The sequence below is a fragment of the Paenibacillus sp. FSL H8-0079 genome (assembly GCF_037991315.1).
In the GTDB taxonomy this organism is placed as follows: Bacteria; Bacillota; Bacilli; order Paenibacillales; family Paenibacillaceae; genus Paenibacillus.
Map to the genome: position 1 here is coordinate 1,461,305 of NZ_CP150300.1, position 15,633 is coordinate 1,476,937.

Below are 15,633 nucleotides of genomic sequence, written 5' to 3' on the forward strand. Positions count from 1 at the left end.
GAGGAATGAAAGTGGAACTTAAAGGATATTTTCGACTCTTACAAAAGAAACTGTGGTTGATTGTTGCAATAGCTTTAATAGCCGGTGTGGGTGCAGGGGTCAAAAGCATTTTCTTCACTCAGCCCATCTATGAGGCAAGTTCTAAACTGATCGTGAACCAGACCTCTACCGTTCAAGGTCAAGCGATGATGGACTTCAGCATGATTCAAACGAATATCAAACTCATTAACTCGTACAGAGAAATTATTAAATCTTCCGCCATTATGGATAAAGTCGCTACTACGTATCCGGACCTAGGCTTAACCTCTGCACAGCTCATGAATAGCACCTCCGTCTCTACAGCCAGCGAATCCCAAGTGATGAGCATAACTGTACAAGGGACTACCTACGAAAAAGCCGCAAAAACGGTCAATGCCATCTCCAACGTGTTCCAATCTCAAATCCCCCTGATCATGAAAATCGATAATGTGGCTATCCTCAGTGAAGCAAAAGTGGATAGTAACGTACCTCCAATCAATATGAAAACCACATTAAGCATCATTGTCAGCCTGTTCGCAGGTCTTGTGCTTGCGATTGCACTCGTATTTCTACTGGACTATCTGGACGATACATTCAAATCCGAAACTGAACTGGAAAAAGAGCTGGGGCTGCCTGTGCTTACCGTGATATCCAAAATGAAAAAAGATGATCTGAAAAATACGAAAAATTACGTATCTCAACAGAAAGTGGGGGATGGCAAATATGTCGCGGCTAACCAATGAAAATAACAGTCTGGTGACCTATTTTAACTCCAAATCTCAAATTTCGGAAGGATACCGTAAATTACGGACCAACATCCAATTTTCTTCGATCGATAGTCATATCAAAAAAATCATGGTGGCTTCGGCCGAAGCCGGCGAAGGAAAGACCACAACCATTAGCAACCTGGCGGTGACCTATGCCCAGGAAGGCAAGAAAGTTCTGCTGATCGATGCGGATCTGCGTAATCCTTCTTTGCACAAGGTGTTTTCCGTACCCAATCATGTCGGTCTCAGCAGCGTACTGTCCAACCAGTACAGTGTGGAAGAGGTGCTCAGAGAAAGTTATATCGACAATCTTCAGTTGTTCACGTCTGGCCCAATTCCGCCGAACCCATCCGAGATGATCGGCTCCAACCGGATGAAAAAGCTGATTGAAGAGTTAGAGGACCAATATGATGTGATCATGTTTGATACGCCTCCGGTGCTCGCTGTAACGGATGCACTCATTGTGAGTTCGCTGTGTGATGGTGTGCTGCTGGTCGTGAACTCAGGCAAGGTCAAGAAGGAATTGGTGAAGAAGACCAAGGCTGCTCTGGAGCATGTGAATGCACGAATTTTGGGCGCCATCTTGAACAATATCAAAAACGCCGCAGTTCCGGTGGGCTACGGAGAGAAGTAAAACTTCTATCGTATCTTCCCAATTAAACAGGTAATGTCTACTGCACCTCTATCACCGTAGGCACTCGGTCATGCTGTGGGTTCAATGAACCTTAGACGTTAATCGTCAAAGGTATGACGTGAGGACGGGTTAGATGCCCTGGTTCAACTTTTATCAAACTAAAAAAAGAGGATAGGGTGGTATTTATGAAAAAAGTGAGAAAAGCGATCATTCCTGCAGCTGGATTGGGTACACGTTTTTTGCCAGCCACAAAAGCGATGCCCAAAGAAATGCTCCCTATTGTGGACAAACCAACTATACAGTATATCGTTGAGGAAGCCATTGCCTCTGGAATTGAAGACATTATCATTGTAACCGGTAAAGGGAAACGGGCGATTGAAGATCATTTCGATAATGCCTTTGAACTGGAACACAATTTGCTGGAAAAAGGGAAACTGGGCTTGCTTGAAGAGGTACGTAAATCTTCTAATGTGGATATCCACTACATAAGACAAAAAGAGGCCAAAGGACTTGGTCATGCTGTCTGGTGTGCACGTAACTTTATCGGTGACGAACCTTTTGCCGTGTTGCTCGGAGATGATATCGTCGTATCGGAAGTGCCATGCACCAAACAATTGATCGATCAATATGATCAGGTTCAACATTCCATTGTTGGCGTACAGACCGTACTTGCTGAACAAACAGACAGATACGGCATAGTAGACCCGCTACAATCGGATGGCCGTTTGACAGAGGTTCTCAGGTTCGTAGAGAAACCTGCCCAAGGCACAGCGCCTTCCAACCTGGCGATTATGGGGAGATACGTACTGAGTCCAGAGATTTTCGAACATCTGGAGCAACAGGAGATTGGTCAAGGGGGAGAGATTCAATTAACAGACGCGATTCAGCGTCTAAATGAGACACAAGGAGTGTATGCTTACGATTTCGAGGGTGTACGTTATGACGTGGGCGAGAAACTGGGATTCATTTTGACGACCATCGACTTCGCTCTGCAAAAGCAGGAACTTAGAATTCCAATGCTGCAAGCTCTGCAACAGATTCTGGAAAAAGAGTCGGTAGAACATGTAGCCGGGGGGGAGTTTGAATGAGTCCATCTCCCCAAACGAAGGAAGCGGAGATCGTTATGGACCCAAGTCTGGGGTACAATGCATCAACGATGGCAGGACAAAATGCAGATAAAGTGTATCTATTTATGAAAAGAATGCTCGATTTGCTGGGTTCTTTCATAGGTTTGATCATTTTGTGCCCCTTGTTTGCAGTCATCGGATTACTGATCAAAATCGAGGCCCCGCAGGGGTCTGTTTTTTTTCGTCAGGTGCGGGTCGGACAGAATGGGAAAGAGTTTCATATGTACAAATTCAGGTCCATGGTGGCGAATGCAGAAGATCTGCTGGAACAGTTGATTGATCAGAATGAAGTGAACGGGAACATGTTCAAAATGAAAAATGATCCCCGCATTACCCGGATCGGCAAGTTTATTCGCAAAACCAGTCTGGATGAGTTGCCACAGTTGTGGAACGTGTTCCGAGGAGAGATGAGTCTCGTTGGACCCAGACCAGCTCTGCCCAGAGAAGTGGAGAACTACACTTCCTATGACAGACAGCGCCTGCAGATGATTCCCGGATGTACAGGGTTATGGCAAGTCAGCGGTCGAAATAGTGTCGGTTTTGATGAAATGGTAGAGCTGGATCTGACGTATGCCCGTGAGCGCAATATGATGGTGGATATCAAAATTATCTTCAGAACGTTCAGGGTGCTGGTTGGTTCGAAGGATGCGTTTTGAAACACGATTCTGGCTTTGAGGTGGCATAGCAGATATGCAAAAAACAGACTATTTTGCTTCTTCCAGAGGGAATACGTTATATATCATTCTTTCCTCATTGATCATTATTGGCATGGCAGTATACTTACCGATCATTTCAATTATGGCATTGGCGCTACTGATTCTGTTTGGGATATACATGAAACATCCAAGTTGGGTCTATATGATCGTGATCGGTACATTCTCGCTATCCATGGACAAAATCTTCAGAATGCAAATGATGGGTTTTGACGCTTCTTCCTTTTACAAACTGTTGATCCTGTTTTTCATACTCCCTATCTTTTTGAGATATGGACTGAAGAAACAATTCATTTATCCAGCTTTGGCTGTAGGGTATCTCTTTGTTCAGAGTTACTTTTTATCCGTGATGCCAGGCAAGATGAGCCCACTGGATCCCTTTAAAGCTTTTTTGGGATTAGTGGTGCCCTTCCTGTTACTAATGGTGAATTTTCCGAAGGATGTTAGCAAAAGGATCATCAGAGTTCTGGCCTGGCTTCCGGTGTTTAGTTTGATTGGTGGTCTCATCCTGCAGCAAACGGGTATGTTATCCATCACCAATCTGGAGGGTTCAGGCGTCAGTCGTTTACAGGGAGCCAATATTGCGGCACATTTGGGGATGCTTTGTTTTATTTCCATCTGTGTTTGTCTGATGGAGATTCGATACAAAAATCAGGTGATCTTGAATTATGCTCTTACGCTAACTCATTTTATTATTTTGATTCAAACGGGAACCCGCGGCCCTTTACTTGCGCTGATTCCCATCGTGTGTATGTATTTATTTGACCATGTTAGGAAATTTGTGAAGGGCAGAACGAGTGCTCTTCTTCCTGTTGTTTTATTTCTGGCTGCCGTCTCCGTGATGGTTGTTTTACAGTGGGACAATTATGAATTGAGGCAAGAGAGCAAGGGATTATCAGGTAGAGATTCTGCGTGGGCCTTCTTTATCAAAAAAGCGAATGAGTACCCCATTTTTGGTCAGGGACTGGGTTCCGCCTTGGTTGCCAATGATGGTAGTATCTTTTCAGGCTTTACTGTTCCCCATAATGAATACATCCGCTTTTATTATGATGGAGGACTGGTGGGGGCTTTGCTGATTTTTGGAGCCTTATTATTTGTATACAAAAAGGTGTACAGCAAGTTGAATCGCCTCGTGAAACCTTATTTTGTTGGCATGATTGTGGGCTTCTCCATTTACTCTTTTGTCGACAATACATTGTCCACCATTCATTTAATTGCTCCTTTTTGTGTGTATCTTAATGCGTTATATCAGATCAGTGATGAGAAACGTGTTGTCCCTGATCATCCTCAGGAGTTCGTCCATCGAAAGGAGATCGTGCAATGAAAGTCTGTCTAGTAAGTTCCACAGGAGGCCATCTGAATCAATTGTTAAATCTAATCCCTGCGGTGGAAGATCATGATTACTTTTTGGTAACGGAAAAAAGCGAAGCGAGCAGTAAACTGAATCTTTCCAATCGAACCTATTTCCTGTCTCAGCAGGAGCGAAAGAATATCCTGTTCCTGTTTATTGTGCTGCGCAATATCATAGCTTCGTTGTTCATTTTGCTGAAAGAACGCCCGAAAGTTCTGATCACCACTGGAGCGGGAGCGGTATATCCCTTATGTTTACTTGGGAAATTGATGGGAGCTAAGCTTGTTTTTGTGGAAAGTTACGCCAAAATATATTCGCCAACCCTGACGGGGAGAATGATATACAAATTTGCCGATGAATTTTATATCCAATGGGAGACACTCCAAGAGGCTTATCCGAACGCGAAGTATAGGGGGGCTTTATTTTGATCTTTGTCGTGCTTGGAACACAGCGATTCCAGTTTAACCGACTACTGAAAGCCGTCGACAATCTCATCCAGGAGGGGCAGATGCCTTCGGAGGTTCTTGTGCAATCCGGTTACAGTGAATATAAGCCGCTTCATTATCAACAAAAGCCTTTTTTTAATCAGGAAGAGATGAATGAGCATATTGAGAAAAGTGAATTTGTCCTGGCCCATGCGGGAGTAGGGGTCATTACCAGTGCACTGCAGATGAACAAAAAGGTAATCGTGATGCCAAGGCGGAAGGATCATGGGGAGCATGTGGATAATCATCAACTGGAGATCGCAAAGGTGTTTCAAGATAAAGGGTATATTTCGGTAGCTCAGAACGAGGACGAACTCCACGCATTAATAGCCAATATTGATAAACTCGACTTTCAACCCTATGTGAAAAGTAACTCGCAGTTGCTCTCCTCTATTAAGGGTTATATTAATTCTCTATGATGGGATGGGTTCGTTACGATTCAAAAGGAGTGGAATGATGAAACCTAAGGTGCTGGTCATCGGTTCTTCTACGAAGGACATGGGCGGAATTGTAAGTGTCATTGTAAATATTGAGAATTCATTGATCGCCGAGCAGTACCATTTACAGCGGATTGAAACCTACATTACGGGTAGTGTGCTCGCACGACTAATCATCTTCATCAAAGGATTTCTTCAATTTCTCGTGAAGCTCGTTACATTCAAACCGGACATGATTCATATTCATATGTCTTACAATGGGAGTTTTTATCGTAAGGCGTTGTTCATTTTTGTTGGCCGTAAAATATTCAGGGTGCCAGTGATTGTGCATATTCATGCTTCCAGCTTCGATGTGTTCTATAATCGGCATCCGTTGCAACAGAAGCTATGCAAGTATGTATTGAATCAAGTGGATAAATTAATTGTACTGTCGTATACATGGAAGAGCTTTTTTTCCCGGATCGTGCCTGAATCCAAAATCGAAGTGCTCTATAATGGGGTATTCATTAAAGAACCTCCGGTTAGAGAAGAACGTCAGGTTCCACGATGCTTGTTCATGGGCCGTCTTGGCAAGAGAAAAGGTGTGTATGATCTCCTGTTAGCTATTCAACTATTGAAGAAACGAGGGGTCGAAGCAGTATTTACACTGGCTGGCGATGGGGAAGTTAATGAAGTTCGCGCGCTGGTTGAGCGTTATGGCATCACCGAATATGTGGAAGTGCCAGGGTGGATTAGAGGCGAGGAGAAGGAACGTTTGCTTCACCATGCGGATCTGCTGGTTCTACCTTCCTATCATGAAGGGCTTCCGATGGCCATTCTGGAGGCTATGAATGAAGGTTTGCCGATTGTTTCTACTCGGGTGGGTGGCATACCTGAAGTCATTACAGATGAGCTAAATGGTTTTCTTGTTGAACCAGGGGATGTAGCAGAGATGGTTCATGTGCTAGAAAGACTTATTCTGGATAAGGAACTGAGAGTGCAAATGGGATTGAACAATAAGGAACTGGTCACATCCAAGTTCAACATGAACAGTCTCATTGAAAATTTATCGTCCATCTATGACAAGGTGCACATGAAAGTGTCCTAGTTTCAAGGGAAAGGTGGTTCTATGGAAGCATTGGTAAGCTGTATTATAACAACGCATAATCGCGCTGAATTGTTGAAAAAGGCCATGGCAAGTGTGCTGGAGCAGACCTATCCCTTTCTGGAAATTATTATTGTAGATGATGGCTCACAGGATCATACCGAAGAGGTATGCAGAGCATGGACCAAGGAAGATCACAGAATACAATATATCCAGGTTCCTTATGCTCAAGGTGCCAATCATGCTCGAAATTTAGGGATACAACGTGCCAATGGGAAATATATTGCGTTTCTGGACGATGATGATCAGTGGCTGCCTGATAAAATTCAATCCCAGACTCGAGCCCTGGAGCAAAATAAAGGCCTCTTCTGTTTTTGCAGTAAAGTCCTTGTCTATGTGGATCAGGATCACAAGGTGACTCGCAGGAAGGTATCGGTTGAATCGCGTGATCTCGTATTCTATGCGGATTTGCTGACCTACAACTGGATCGGTGAAACCTCCAAAATCATGGTGCAGACCCAGTTGGCACGCTCCGTCATGTTTGATGAACAATTAACCTCGGCACAAGACTATGATTTTTATCTTCGTATTCTGCAAAGAGGATATCATGCAATCAATATCAGGGAACCTCTTGTGCATATCTATATCCATCAGGGGCCACGCATCTCGACTTCATCCAAGAAAAAGTTTCAGGGACAACGCAAAGTACTGATTAAGTATTACAAGGATATGAGCGAGGAACAAAAGCGGCGTCAGCTTCATCATTATCGCATGATGGAGTGGTCCAAGAATCCGAAGCGAAATGTTCTTTTTCTCAAAAATACGTTGGCTCTTTATCCATGGTGGAAAAACTTCACCTTGTTCAAGCGTAATATCCGGACCATATTGGTCGGTTACCGTTTGAGAAAACAGTTCCGAAGCGAAACGTTGAGCAAAGAAGAGTATAAAGGAACAGCCTAAAGCAGAGGTGTAGTCATGCGTGAACCTGTAGTTTACATGTTGCCCAAAATGATCAAGACGAACAAATTCAATGAATTATTATCGCAGTCCATAGAAGATCAGGGATGGGATGTGAAGCATTTTTCCAAAAAAGACTTAAAACATGTCCGTAAGAATGATGTACTTCATTTTCACTGGCCGAGTTTTTATTACAAAGGAAGCAACGCGTTCTCGACATTCATCAAGTCCATATTTTTCATTCTCATGATTATGTATGTACGACTAAAGGGTGCGAAGTTGTTCTGGACGGTTCATAACATATGGCCGCATAACAGTGGTAGAACGTGGCATGATTACTGGATGAGAACGTTTCTGGTGCGGAATTGTACCAAACTGATCGTGATGGGCAAACCGCTCATTCGCAGCGTAAGTGAGACGTTTCATGTGCCTGAGCACAAGATTGAAGTTATCCCTCATGGACATTATCAGGGGGTATATGGACGAACAGGGCAGAACATCAGAGACCTCTTTAACATCCCGGCAAATGACTATGTCTTTGCTTTTTTTGGTCAGGTTTCGCCGTATAAAGGGGTGGATGATCTAATCAAGGCGTTCAACCGTCTGGATTGGAAGGATTCTCATCTGTTGATTGCTGGCAAGAAGGCAGCTGACTATGATCTGGAGGATTCAATACGTCATTCGGATCGCATTCACACGTATTTCAATTTTATTCAGGATGGGGAGTACTCGGATTATTTTGAAGCCATTGATTCGATGATTCTTCCGTATAAAAATATTGCGACATCAGGCAGTGCAATTCTGGCACTGTCTTTTGGTAAACCTGTCGTTGCCCCAAGAATGGGGCTTATGGAAGAGTACTTGCCCGAGAACTGTGCAGTATTATATGACCCTTCGGATCAAGAGGGACTGGAAGAAGCTATGAAAAAGATCCGTGCCAAGGATGACGAGTTCAGGGAAGGAAATGGATTCCAATCCATGCTAGATAAGTTGGAATGGTCAGGGATCGCGAAGCGAACGATTTCGCTCTATACGATCTAAATCAATGAGGATGCGGGGACGATCGAATGAAAGCCACTGTAGCCATTTGCACGTATAACAGAGCCTATGATCTGAGTGAATCCATTCATAGTGCCATCAGACAACATGTTGAATATGACGTTGAAATTATCGTGATCGATAACAATTCAACCGATGGTACAGCTCAGCTTGTGCAGGAGATTCAGGCGAGCGAAGGCGTAAATAACGTCAAGTATGTTCTGGAGAAAAAGCCGGGCTTATCGGCGGCAAGGAATCGAGCCATCCGTGAAGCACGCGGCGAGTACATCCTTTTTCTAGACGATGATGCTATCGCATCTCCGCTATGGATTCAACATATCGTTGACGTATTCGAAAGTGACTCTTCCATCGGATGTGTGGGGGGCAAGATTGAACCTCTCTGGGAGAGCCAGAAGCCAGAATGGATTCCTAGCGAGAACCTGTCGCTGTATACCATTCTGGATTATGCAGACCATGTGGTTGAGATGCCTAATCCATCGATACCGTTCGGTGCGAATGTAGCGTTTCGTACACAGCTCTTTCAGGACATCGCGCCTTTTCGTGAGGACCTGGGAAGAGTGGGGAAGAACCTGTTATCCAATGAAGAGAGTGAACTGATCGCGCGGATCAGAGTCCAGCATAAAGTGTTCTATACGCCCTTCGGCTCCGTTCAGCACAAGGTATCCAAAGAACGAACGACCAAGAACTGGTTTTTGCGACGTGTCTTCTGGCAAGGGGTCAGTGATGCTGTTCGCAAAAAAGACAAGGGTACGATTCGAACGGTAAAACACGCTATTCGTTTGGGGCAAGGGGTTATTCGAGCCTTATTATGCATATACAGTCCGAAGCGTTTCACCCGGCAACTGGCTCAAATCTGCTACCGGAACGGTCTGATCATCGGGATACTCAGATATAACAGTAAGGAATGAGGAATAGTTCATGTCACAACTCGCGCTCCCAAAACTCTTAAAAAGCAATAGTCTGTTACAGACCATTGTGCATACCAGTGGAACAAACGTCATTATTATGGTCTTTACCACGATTACTTCGATCATTACTTCTCGGATGTTTGGTGTTGAAGGTAAGGGAGCTTTTTCGGCGATCTTGTTCTGGCCGACATTTCTCATTGGTCTGGTAAGTTGGGGACTTCCAACCTCGATTATCTATAACCTGAAAAGGGAAGCTGCAGAGAAAAGCGCTGAATATTTACGACTTAGCTTCATGGTCCAAATTCCGATTAGCTTTATTCTTGGAGCGATTGCCTGGATCTATATGCCTTCCTGGATGGCGGATTACCCGCCAGAGGTCATTACGATTGCCCGCTGGTTTACCGTCACCAGTATTCCGGTACTGATCCTGATTAATCTGTTATCTGCCCTGTCGCAGAGTCGTGACAGATTCCAGGTCTATAACGGGATACGGTTATATAATCCGGTGTTGAAAGTGATTGTCATGATCTCTTTATGGTTGCTTGGTGCGATGAGCATTGGAATGGCTTCTTTTGTGTCCATAGCAAGTTCAGTGATCGTTGTCGCATGGGCAGCATATACGCTCAGAGATAGCCTGAAGTTTAAGTGGTTCACCAAGGCTATTGATCGAAAGGCAGCCCAAAATCTGTTTGGTTACGGCAGTCGGGTATTTGGTGTGGAACTCCTCGGTACCCTCTACACCCAGTTTGACAAGATTATTATATTGGCCCTGCTTACGCCTAGAGATTTCGGACTCTATTCCGTCGTCTTTGCGTTATCTCGCATCTATAATGCGGTGCAAAATGCAATAAGCAGTGTTGTATTCCCCAAGGTCACCGGATTACCACAGGAACAGGTCATTCGTACCGTGGGGCGAGCATTCCGACTCTCTTTAATTATCATGACAATCATCGTCGTGCCAACCATGTTTGTAGGGAATTGGCTGATGGGTGTTTTGTTCGGTAATGAGTTTTTGGAGGCGAGTCAGGCATTTTATATTTTGGCTTTTGAATGTATTATTGGCGGCGGTTCCTGGATTCTCGCTTCTGCATTCAATGCTTTGGGAAGACCGGGGCTGGTTATGATCAGACAACTCATTGCGTTGTCAGTCACGATTGGTCTGTTTTTTGTGCTTACTCCCCTATGGGGATTAAACGGTATCGCCATTGCCCTGCTCATCGGCTCGATCGTGCGCATGATGGTCACCGTTGCAGCGATGAAGATCGCGTTTAAAGTCAAGTTTAGTGGCATGTTTTTCGACAAAAAGGATATTTCTTTCCTAACTGAACGGTTGAATAAAAAAAGAAGAGTCACCCAAGGAGGAGATGGAGATGCTGGGCACTAACAATATTCATCCCATGGAAGAGTTGAAGGGACACTTACTTCAGATTCTGAAGGTCATTCCCCCGCGTACCGATATCTATTATCTGGATTACCCGGTTCACAGCAATGGTGGAGACTTGTTGATTATGAAAGGTACGGAAGCTTTCTTCCGAGACAATCATATTAATGTACTTGCCAGATACAGCATTCTGGATTGCCCTTTGTCCCTTAAGGTACCAGAAGGTATCACGATCGTGCTGCACGGTGGGGGCAACTTTGGTGATCTGTACCCGGCTCATCAGAAATTGAGAGAACGAATGATTGCCCAGCATCCGAATCACCGGATTGTTATTCTGCCTCAGACGATGTTTTACAAAAGTGATATTGAATTGAAAAAGACAGCACAGGTATTCAATCGTCATAAGGATGTACACTTTTTTGTCCGGGATACATTATCTTATGAGATTGCCAGTAAAGAGTTTCAACAAACGAACGTATACCTTTCTCCAGACATGGCGCATCAGTTGTGGCCTCTCAAATCCAAAAGCCAACCTGTTGCCGATATGCTCTATTTCTTCCGGAAAGATATTGAGAAAACTCAGAATCAGGTACATTACGAATCCATCAGTGGGCCTAAGGCCACATTCAAAGACTGGGAGACATTGTATAACCGGGTAGATCGGAAGATCATTCGCATGATCTCATCCCGGTTGAAATCAGGGAAAGGTAACGCTCTCTCCCGCTGGTTGTGGTACAAATACTCTGATCGGATGGTACATACGGCCGTAAAGGAATTCAATAAATACAAAACCATCACGACATCTCGTCTGCACGGACATATTCTGGCTTGTCTCCTGGATCAACCGAATATCTTGCTGGACAATTCGTATGGCAAGAACTCGAATTATTATACAGCCTGGACGCGGAACAATCCGGTGGGCAGACTGGAAGCTGGTCAGACCAGCACATATAACCAAGCAGCTAAGGCAGGTAAAGGGTCTGGGGCGGTTGTGCTCTCGGATGGAGCAGCCCTATGAGAAGTATTTTGTTATCCGGTGGTTCGGGCAAGCGTCTCTGGCCTTTATCCAACGATTCAAGATCCAAGCAATTCCTTAAAGTGCTCCATGGACCCGAGGGCAACCCGGAATCGATGGTGCAACGGGTATGGCGGCAACTGAATTCTGCCGGACTTGCATCACAGGCGTTGATTGCAACCAGTCTGCCACAGGTCGAGATTCTGACTTCACAGCTTGGAGACGATGTGAAACTGGTAGTGGAGCCTGAGCGCAGAGATACGTTCCCTGCTATTGCACTCGCAGCTTCCTATCTGTATTCGGTGGAGAGTGTGAGTCTGAGTGAAACGGTTGCTGTACTGCCTGTAGATCCTTTTGTCGAAAAGGAGTTCTTCGAGGTTCTGACCACCTTGCCTGAGATGCTCGATAAGTCAGGTGCGGATCTGGCTTTAATGGGAGTGGTGCCGACCTACCCGTCAGAGAAGTACGGATATATCATTCCGCAATCCTCATCTTCCAGTGGAAGTGGCAACGAATACGTTCATGTAGCGAAGTTCCAGGAGAAACCCTGCGAATCCGATGCAACCCTCATGATTGAGCAGGCTGCATTATGGAATTGCGGGGTTTTTGCTTTTAAGCTGGAGTATTTGATCAATTTGCTCATTGAGATGGAGCTACCCATACAGTACGACGAGATGCTGAAACAATATGGACGATTGCAAAAAATCAGTTTTGATTACCAGGTTGTCGAGAAGGCAAATCAGGTTATTGCCATTCCTTACAATGGATTCTGGAAAGATCTTGGAACCTGGAACACCCTTACCGAAGAGATGGGAACTCCTGTTGTAGGTAAAGGCTGGATTACGGATGATTCTCACGATACTCACCTGATCAATGAATTGAATATTCCGGTTGCCGTCTTGGGGCTGTCAGGTGTGGTGGTTGCTGTAAGTCCGGATGGCATTCTGGTCAGTGACAAAGAAGCGAGTCCGCGGATTAAAGAGATCGTGAAAAACGAGGATCAACGTCCTATGTATGAGGAGCGCCGATGGGGGTGCTACCGGGTGCTGGATTATACGAGAAATGAAGCCGGCGGTGAGGTGCTTACCAAACGAATCTGCATCAGTGCTGGGAAGAACCTGAGCTATCAATATCATCTGCTTCGCAATGAGGTATGGACGGTTGTATCGGGTTCAGGGGAATTGATTCTGGATGGCAAGCGGCGAACGATAAGCCAGGGAGATACAGTAATTATCGATAAAAGCATGCTTCATTCGGTCAGAGCGGTTACTGAACTGGAGATCATCGAAGTGCAGATCGGAAGTCAGCTGATTGAAGAAGATATCGTTAGAGTATCCACCGAATGGCAGGACATTGTTCAGACTTATATGAAGCACGTTTAACCAAGACTTTATGATATGGGGGAGATGTTGGAATGAATATTACGGTGATTGGAACAGGTTATGTAGGTTTGGTATCGGGCGTATGTTTTTCGGAACTGGGAAATAACGTGATATGCGTCGACAATAATGTAGAAAAAGTGACTATGCTGACGGATGGTCATGTTCCAATCTATGAACCGGGACTCAAGGAAGTCATGACTTCCAATATGGAAGCGGGCAGGCTGACATTTACCACCAACATTCAGGATGCCATCCATCGTTCAGATATCATTATCATCGCGGTAGGAACACCATCACTGCCGAATGGCGAAGCGAATCTGAGTTATATTGAGCTTGTTGCGCGAGAAATTGGTTCTTTTATGGATAATTATAAAATAATAATGACTAAAAGCACTGTTCCTGTCGGAACCAATGATCGCATTCAGGAATGGATCAGCAGTTTGACGAGTCATCCGTTCGATATGGCATCGGTACCTGAGTTCCTTCGGGAAGGCACGGCTGTGAAGGATACATTGTATCCTGACCGAATTGTAATTGGAACAAACAGCGAGAGAGCGGTCACCACGTTGAAGGAGCTGCATCAGCCACTAACCGATCAGATTATTGTAACGGATATTCGTTCGGCTGAGATGATTAAGTATGCATCTAACGCTTTCCTGGCAACCAAGATTTCCTTTATCAACGAGATTTCTAATATCTGTGAAAAGGTAGGAGCGGATGTTAGTCGCGTTGCTGAAGGCATGGGGTATGACAGACGAATCGGTGCATCGTTTCTCAAGGCAGGCATTGGTTATGGAGGTTCCTGTTTCCCAAAGGATACACAAGCTCTGATTCAAATTGCAGGTAATGTAGATTATGACTTCAAACTGCTGAAATCGGTGGTGGAAGTGAACAAGGATCAACGTTTTAATGTGATTCGTAAACTGGAAGAGGCATTAGACGAACTGGATGGCAAACAAATTGCAGTCTGGGGTCTTGCTTTCAAACCGGACACGGATGATGTACGTGATGCACCAGCGGTTGAAATCATTCAGCGTCTGCTTGATCAGGGAGCAACGGTTAAAGCTTACGACCCCATTGCTACGGAAAATTTCCGAAAGGAGGTTGATTCACCGGCAATTACATGGACCTCTAGTGCAATGGAAGCCGCCGAGGGTGCTGATGCACTCTGTGTCCTCACTGAATGGAAGGAGTTTATGGAGGTAGATCTGACCGAACTGGCAGCCCATATGAAGCAACCGATTTTAATCGATGGAAGAAATATTTATGAAGAAGACCAGATCAAGGATACCGCTTTTCAATATTACTCTGTAGGTCGTCCAGGGTTAACGAATATCGATGGAAGAAAAACCGCAGTTCTGTAACCGGAGGCATGAACATGAAACTCAAACTGGGGATCAAAATTTCGTTGGCAGTTCTCATCCTTATGATAGCCATTGTACTTGGTTACGCAATCTATCTGTACCTTCATGTGAAATCAGCTGCAGAGAACATCTATGAGCCCCGGGACCCTATCAAACAGGTATCTATTGTGGATAACAGAGGAGGAAGGTTCCCGATTGACATGGAGAATCAGGAACCTTTCAACGCCTTGATTCTGGGTGTTGATGAGCGAGCTAATGATCGTGGACGCTCGGACACCATGATCGTGCTCAGTGTGAATCCAGCTCAAAAATCGGTACTCATGTTCAATATCCCTCGCGATACGCACACGAGCATCGTGGGGCATGGAACAGAGGATAAAATCAACCATGCCTATGCTTTTGGCGGTGTGAACATGTCTGTGCAAACGGTTGAACAATTCCTCGGAGTACCCATAGACTATTATTTGAAGGTGGATATGGAAGGATTCGCTAAGGTCATCGATTTGGTTGGTGGGGTAGATGTCCACAATCCTTTTGCCTTTGAATATGAAGGTCATCGATTTGAGAAGGGCACCGTCCACTTGGATGGTGCGACTGCACTGGGATTTTCACGCATGCGTTATGATGATCCCAAGGGTGATCTTGGACGAAATGACCGGCAGCGTGAAATTATCAAACAGGTATTGAAAAACACTGTTCAGATATCTACTGTATTTCAGTTGGAGTCATTACTTGGAGAAGTGAGCGAACATGTCAAAACAGACGTTTCCTTTGATGAGATGAAGCAAATGATCAGTAATTATCGCAACGTGCTGGAACATGTAGAATCGGTTGAGATTAAAGGTACAGGTAAGAAAATCGACGGAGTATACTACTATATGGTGGAACAGTCTGAGAAGAATCGGATACATCAGTTGATCAAAGAACACTCCGGTTAAATGGATAAGGGGT

At 44.8% G+C, this 15,633-nt stretch carries 16 protein-coding genes; all 16 read left to right on the forward strand.

Going from position 1 to position 15,633, the window contains the following annotated elements; genetic code table 11:
• Nucleotides 1-5 precede the first annotated feature (5 nt).
• Nucleotides 6-761, forward strand: coding sequence for a Wzz/FepE/Etk N-terminal domain-containing protein (locus tag MHI06_RS06375; RefSeq protein WP_211175593.1), 756 nt, complete (start codon nt 6-8; stop codon nt 759-761).
• A complete protein-coding gene (locus MHI06_RS06380) occupies nt 742-1,419 on the forward strand; it encodes a CpsD/CapB family tyrosine-protein kinase (protein WP_169480189.1) in 678 nt (225 codons plus the stop codon). Before MHI06_RS06375 ends, MHI06_RS06380 begins: the two co-directional genes overlap by 20 nt.
• Nucleotides 1,420-1,604: 185 nt before the next feature.
• The gene (gene galU / locus MHI06_RS06385) at nt 1,605-2,507 is read left to right on the forward strand and encodes a UTP--glucose-1-phosphate uridylyltransferase GalU (protein ID WP_036611572.1); all 903 of its coding nucleotides are present in this window, start codon (nt 1,605-1,607) and stop codon (nt 2,505-2,507) included.
• A gap of 35 nt (nt 2,508-2,542) precedes the next feature.
• Entirely contained in the window at nt 2,543-3,202 is a 660-nt protein-coding gene (locus MHI06_RS06390; protein WP_248278117.1) for a sugar transferase, read from the forward strand.
• Between the two features lie 34 nt (nt 3,203-3,236).
• Nucleotides 3,237-4,583 (forward strand): O-antigen ligase family protein, encoded by a 1,347-nt coding sequence (locus MHI06_RS06395; protein WP_340400871.1) that lies wholly within the window; start codon nt 3,237-3,239, stop codon nt 4,581-4,583.
• On the forward strand, nt 4,580-5,038 hold the full coding sequence (pssD, locus tag MHI06_RS06400) for a PssD/Cps14F family polysaccharide biosynthesis glycosyltransferase (RefSeq protein ID WP_127551231.1): 459 nt from the start codon (nt 4,580-4,582) through the stop codon (nt 5,036-5,038). The genes MHI06_RS06395 and pssD overlap by 4 nt, the downstream gene beginning before the upstream one ends.
• Nucleotides 5,035-5,514 (forward strand): PssE/Cps14G family polysaccharide biosynthesis glycosyltransferase, encoded by a 480-nt coding sequence (pssE, locus tag MHI06_RS06405; protein ID WP_264931800.1) that lies wholly within the window; start codon nt 5,035-5,037, stop codon nt 5,512-5,514. Before pssD ends, pssE begins: the two co-directional genes overlap by 4 nt.
• 34 nt (nt 5,515-5,548) lie before the next feature.
• A complete protein-coding gene (locus MHI06_RS06410) occupies nt 5,549-6,619 on the forward strand; it encodes a glycosyltransferase family 4 protein (protein WP_340400872.1) in 1,071 nt (356 codons plus the stop codon).
• A 21-nt stretch (nt 6,620-6,640) separates the two neighbouring features.
• Nucleotides 6,641-7,576 (forward strand): glycosyltransferase, encoded by a 936-nt coding sequence (locus MHI06_RS06415; RefSeq protein WP_340400873.1) that lies wholly within the window; start codon nt 6,641-6,643, stop codon nt 7,574-7,576.
• Nucleotides 7,577-7,591: 15 nt separating this feature from the next.
• The gene (locus MHI06_RS06420) at nt 7,592-8,614 is read left to right on the forward strand and encodes a glycosyltransferase (protein ID WP_340400874.1); all 1,023 of its coding nucleotides are present in this window, start codon (nt 7,592-7,594) and stop codon (nt 8,612-8,614) included.
• A 26-nt stretch (nt 8,615-8,640) separates the two neighbouring features.
• The gene (locus MHI06_RS06425; RefSeq protein ID WP_340400875.1) at nt 8,641-9,540 is read left to right on the forward strand and encodes a glycosyltransferase; all 900 of its coding nucleotides are present in this window, start codon (nt 8,641-8,643) and stop codon (nt 9,538-9,540) included.
• A gap of 10 nt (nt 9,541-9,550) precedes the next feature.
• Entirely contained in the window at nt 9,551-10,924 is a 1,374-nt protein-coding gene (locus tag MHI06_RS06430; protein ID WP_340400876.1) for an oligosaccharide flippase family protein, read from the forward strand.
• Nucleotides 10,911-11,939 carry a polysaccharide pyruvyl transferase family protein gene (locus MHI06_RS06435; protein ID WP_340400877.1) on the forward strand — a complete coding sequence of 343 codons (1,029 nt, stop codon included), beginning with the start codon at nt 10,911-10,913 and terminating at the stop codon, nt 11,937-11,939. Before MHI06_RS06430 ends, MHI06_RS06435 begins: the two co-directional genes overlap by 14 nt.
• Complete coding sequence (locus MHI06_RS06440; RefSeq protein WP_340400878.1) at nt 11,936-13,318, forward strand: sugar phosphate nucleotidyltransferase; 1,383 nt, start codon at nt 11,936-11,938, stop codon at nt 13,316-13,318. The genes MHI06_RS06435 and MHI06_RS06440 overlap by 4 nt, the downstream gene beginning before the upstream one ends.
• A gap of 32 nt (nt 13,319-13,350) precedes the next feature.
• A complete protein-coding gene (locus MHI06_RS06445; protein WP_340400879.1) occupies nt 13,351-14,682 on the forward strand; it encodes a UDP-glucose/GDP-mannose dehydrogenase family protein in 1,332 nt (443 codons plus the stop codon).
• 14 nt (nt 14,683-14,696) lie between these two features.
• A complete protein-coding gene (locus MHI06_RS06450; protein ID WP_340400880.1) occupies nt 14,697-15,620 on the forward strand; it encodes an LCP family protein in 924 nt (307 codons plus the stop codon).
• Nucleotides 15,621-15,633 lie beyond the last annotated feature (13 nt).

What these genes read in the sequence shown, in the direction of transcription:
- MHI06_RS06375 (WP_211175593.1), top strand. Translation starts at nt 6, where the DNA reads ATGAAAGTGGAACTTAAAGGATATTTTCGACTCTTACAAAAGAAACTG.
- MHI06_RS06380 (WP_169480189.1), top strand. Translation starts at nt 742, where the DNA reads ATGTCGCGGCTAACCAATGAAAATAACAGTCTGGTGACCTATTTTAAC.
- galU (WP_036611572.1), top strand. Translation starts at nt 1,605, where the DNA reads ATGAAAAAAGTGAGAAAAGCGATCATTCCTGCAGCTGGATTGGGTACA.
- MHI06_RS06390 (WP_248278117.1), top strand. Translation starts at nt 2,543, where the DNA reads ATGGACCCAAGTCTGGGGTACAATGCATCAACGATGGCAGGACAAAAT.
- MHI06_RS06395 (WP_340400871.1), top strand. Translation starts at nt 3,237, where the DNA reads ATGCAAAAAACAGACTATTTTGCTTCTTCCAGAGGGAATACGTTATAT.
- pssD (WP_127551231.1), top strand. Translation starts at nt 4,580, where the DNA reads ATGAAAGTCTGTCTAGTAAGTTCCACAGGAGGCCATCTGAATCAATTG.
- MHI06_RS06410 (WP_340400872.1), top strand. Translation starts at nt 5,549, where the DNA reads ATGATGAAACCTAAGGTGCTGGTCATCGGTTCTTCTACGAAGGACATG.
- MHI06_RS06415 (WP_340400873.1), top strand. Translation starts at nt 6,641, where the DNA reads ATGGAAGCATTGGTAAGCTGTATTATAACAACGCATAATCGCGCTGAA.
- MHI06_RS06420 (WP_340400874.1), top strand. Translation starts at nt 7,592, where the DNA reads ATGCGTGAACCTGTAGTTTACATGTTGCCCAAAATGATCAAGACGAAC.
- MHI06_RS06425 (WP_340400875.1), top strand. Translation starts at nt 8,641, where the DNA reads ATGAAAGCCACTGTAGCCATTTGCACGTATAACAGAGCCTATGATCTG.
- MHI06_RS06430 (WP_340400876.1), top strand. Translation starts at nt 9,551, where the DNA reads ATGTCACAACTCGCGCTCCCAAAACTCTTAAAAAGCAATAGTCTGTTA.
- MHI06_RS06435 (WP_340400877.1), top strand. Translation starts at nt 10,911, where the DNA reads ATGCTGGGCACTAACAATATTCATCCCATGGAAGAGTTGAAGGGACAC.
- MHI06_RS06440 (WP_340400878.1), top strand. Translation starts at nt 11,936, where the DNA reads ATGAGAAGTATTTTGTTATCCGGTGGTTCGGGCAAGCGTCTCTGGCCT.
- MHI06_RS06445 (WP_340400879.1), top strand. Translation starts at nt 13,351, where the DNA reads ATGAATATTACGGTGATTGGAACAGGTTATGTAGGTTTGGTATCGGGC.
- MHI06_RS06450 (WP_340400880.1), top strand. Translation starts at nt 14,697, where the DNA reads ATGAAACTCAAACTGGGGATCAAAATTTCGTTGGCAGTTCTCATCCTT.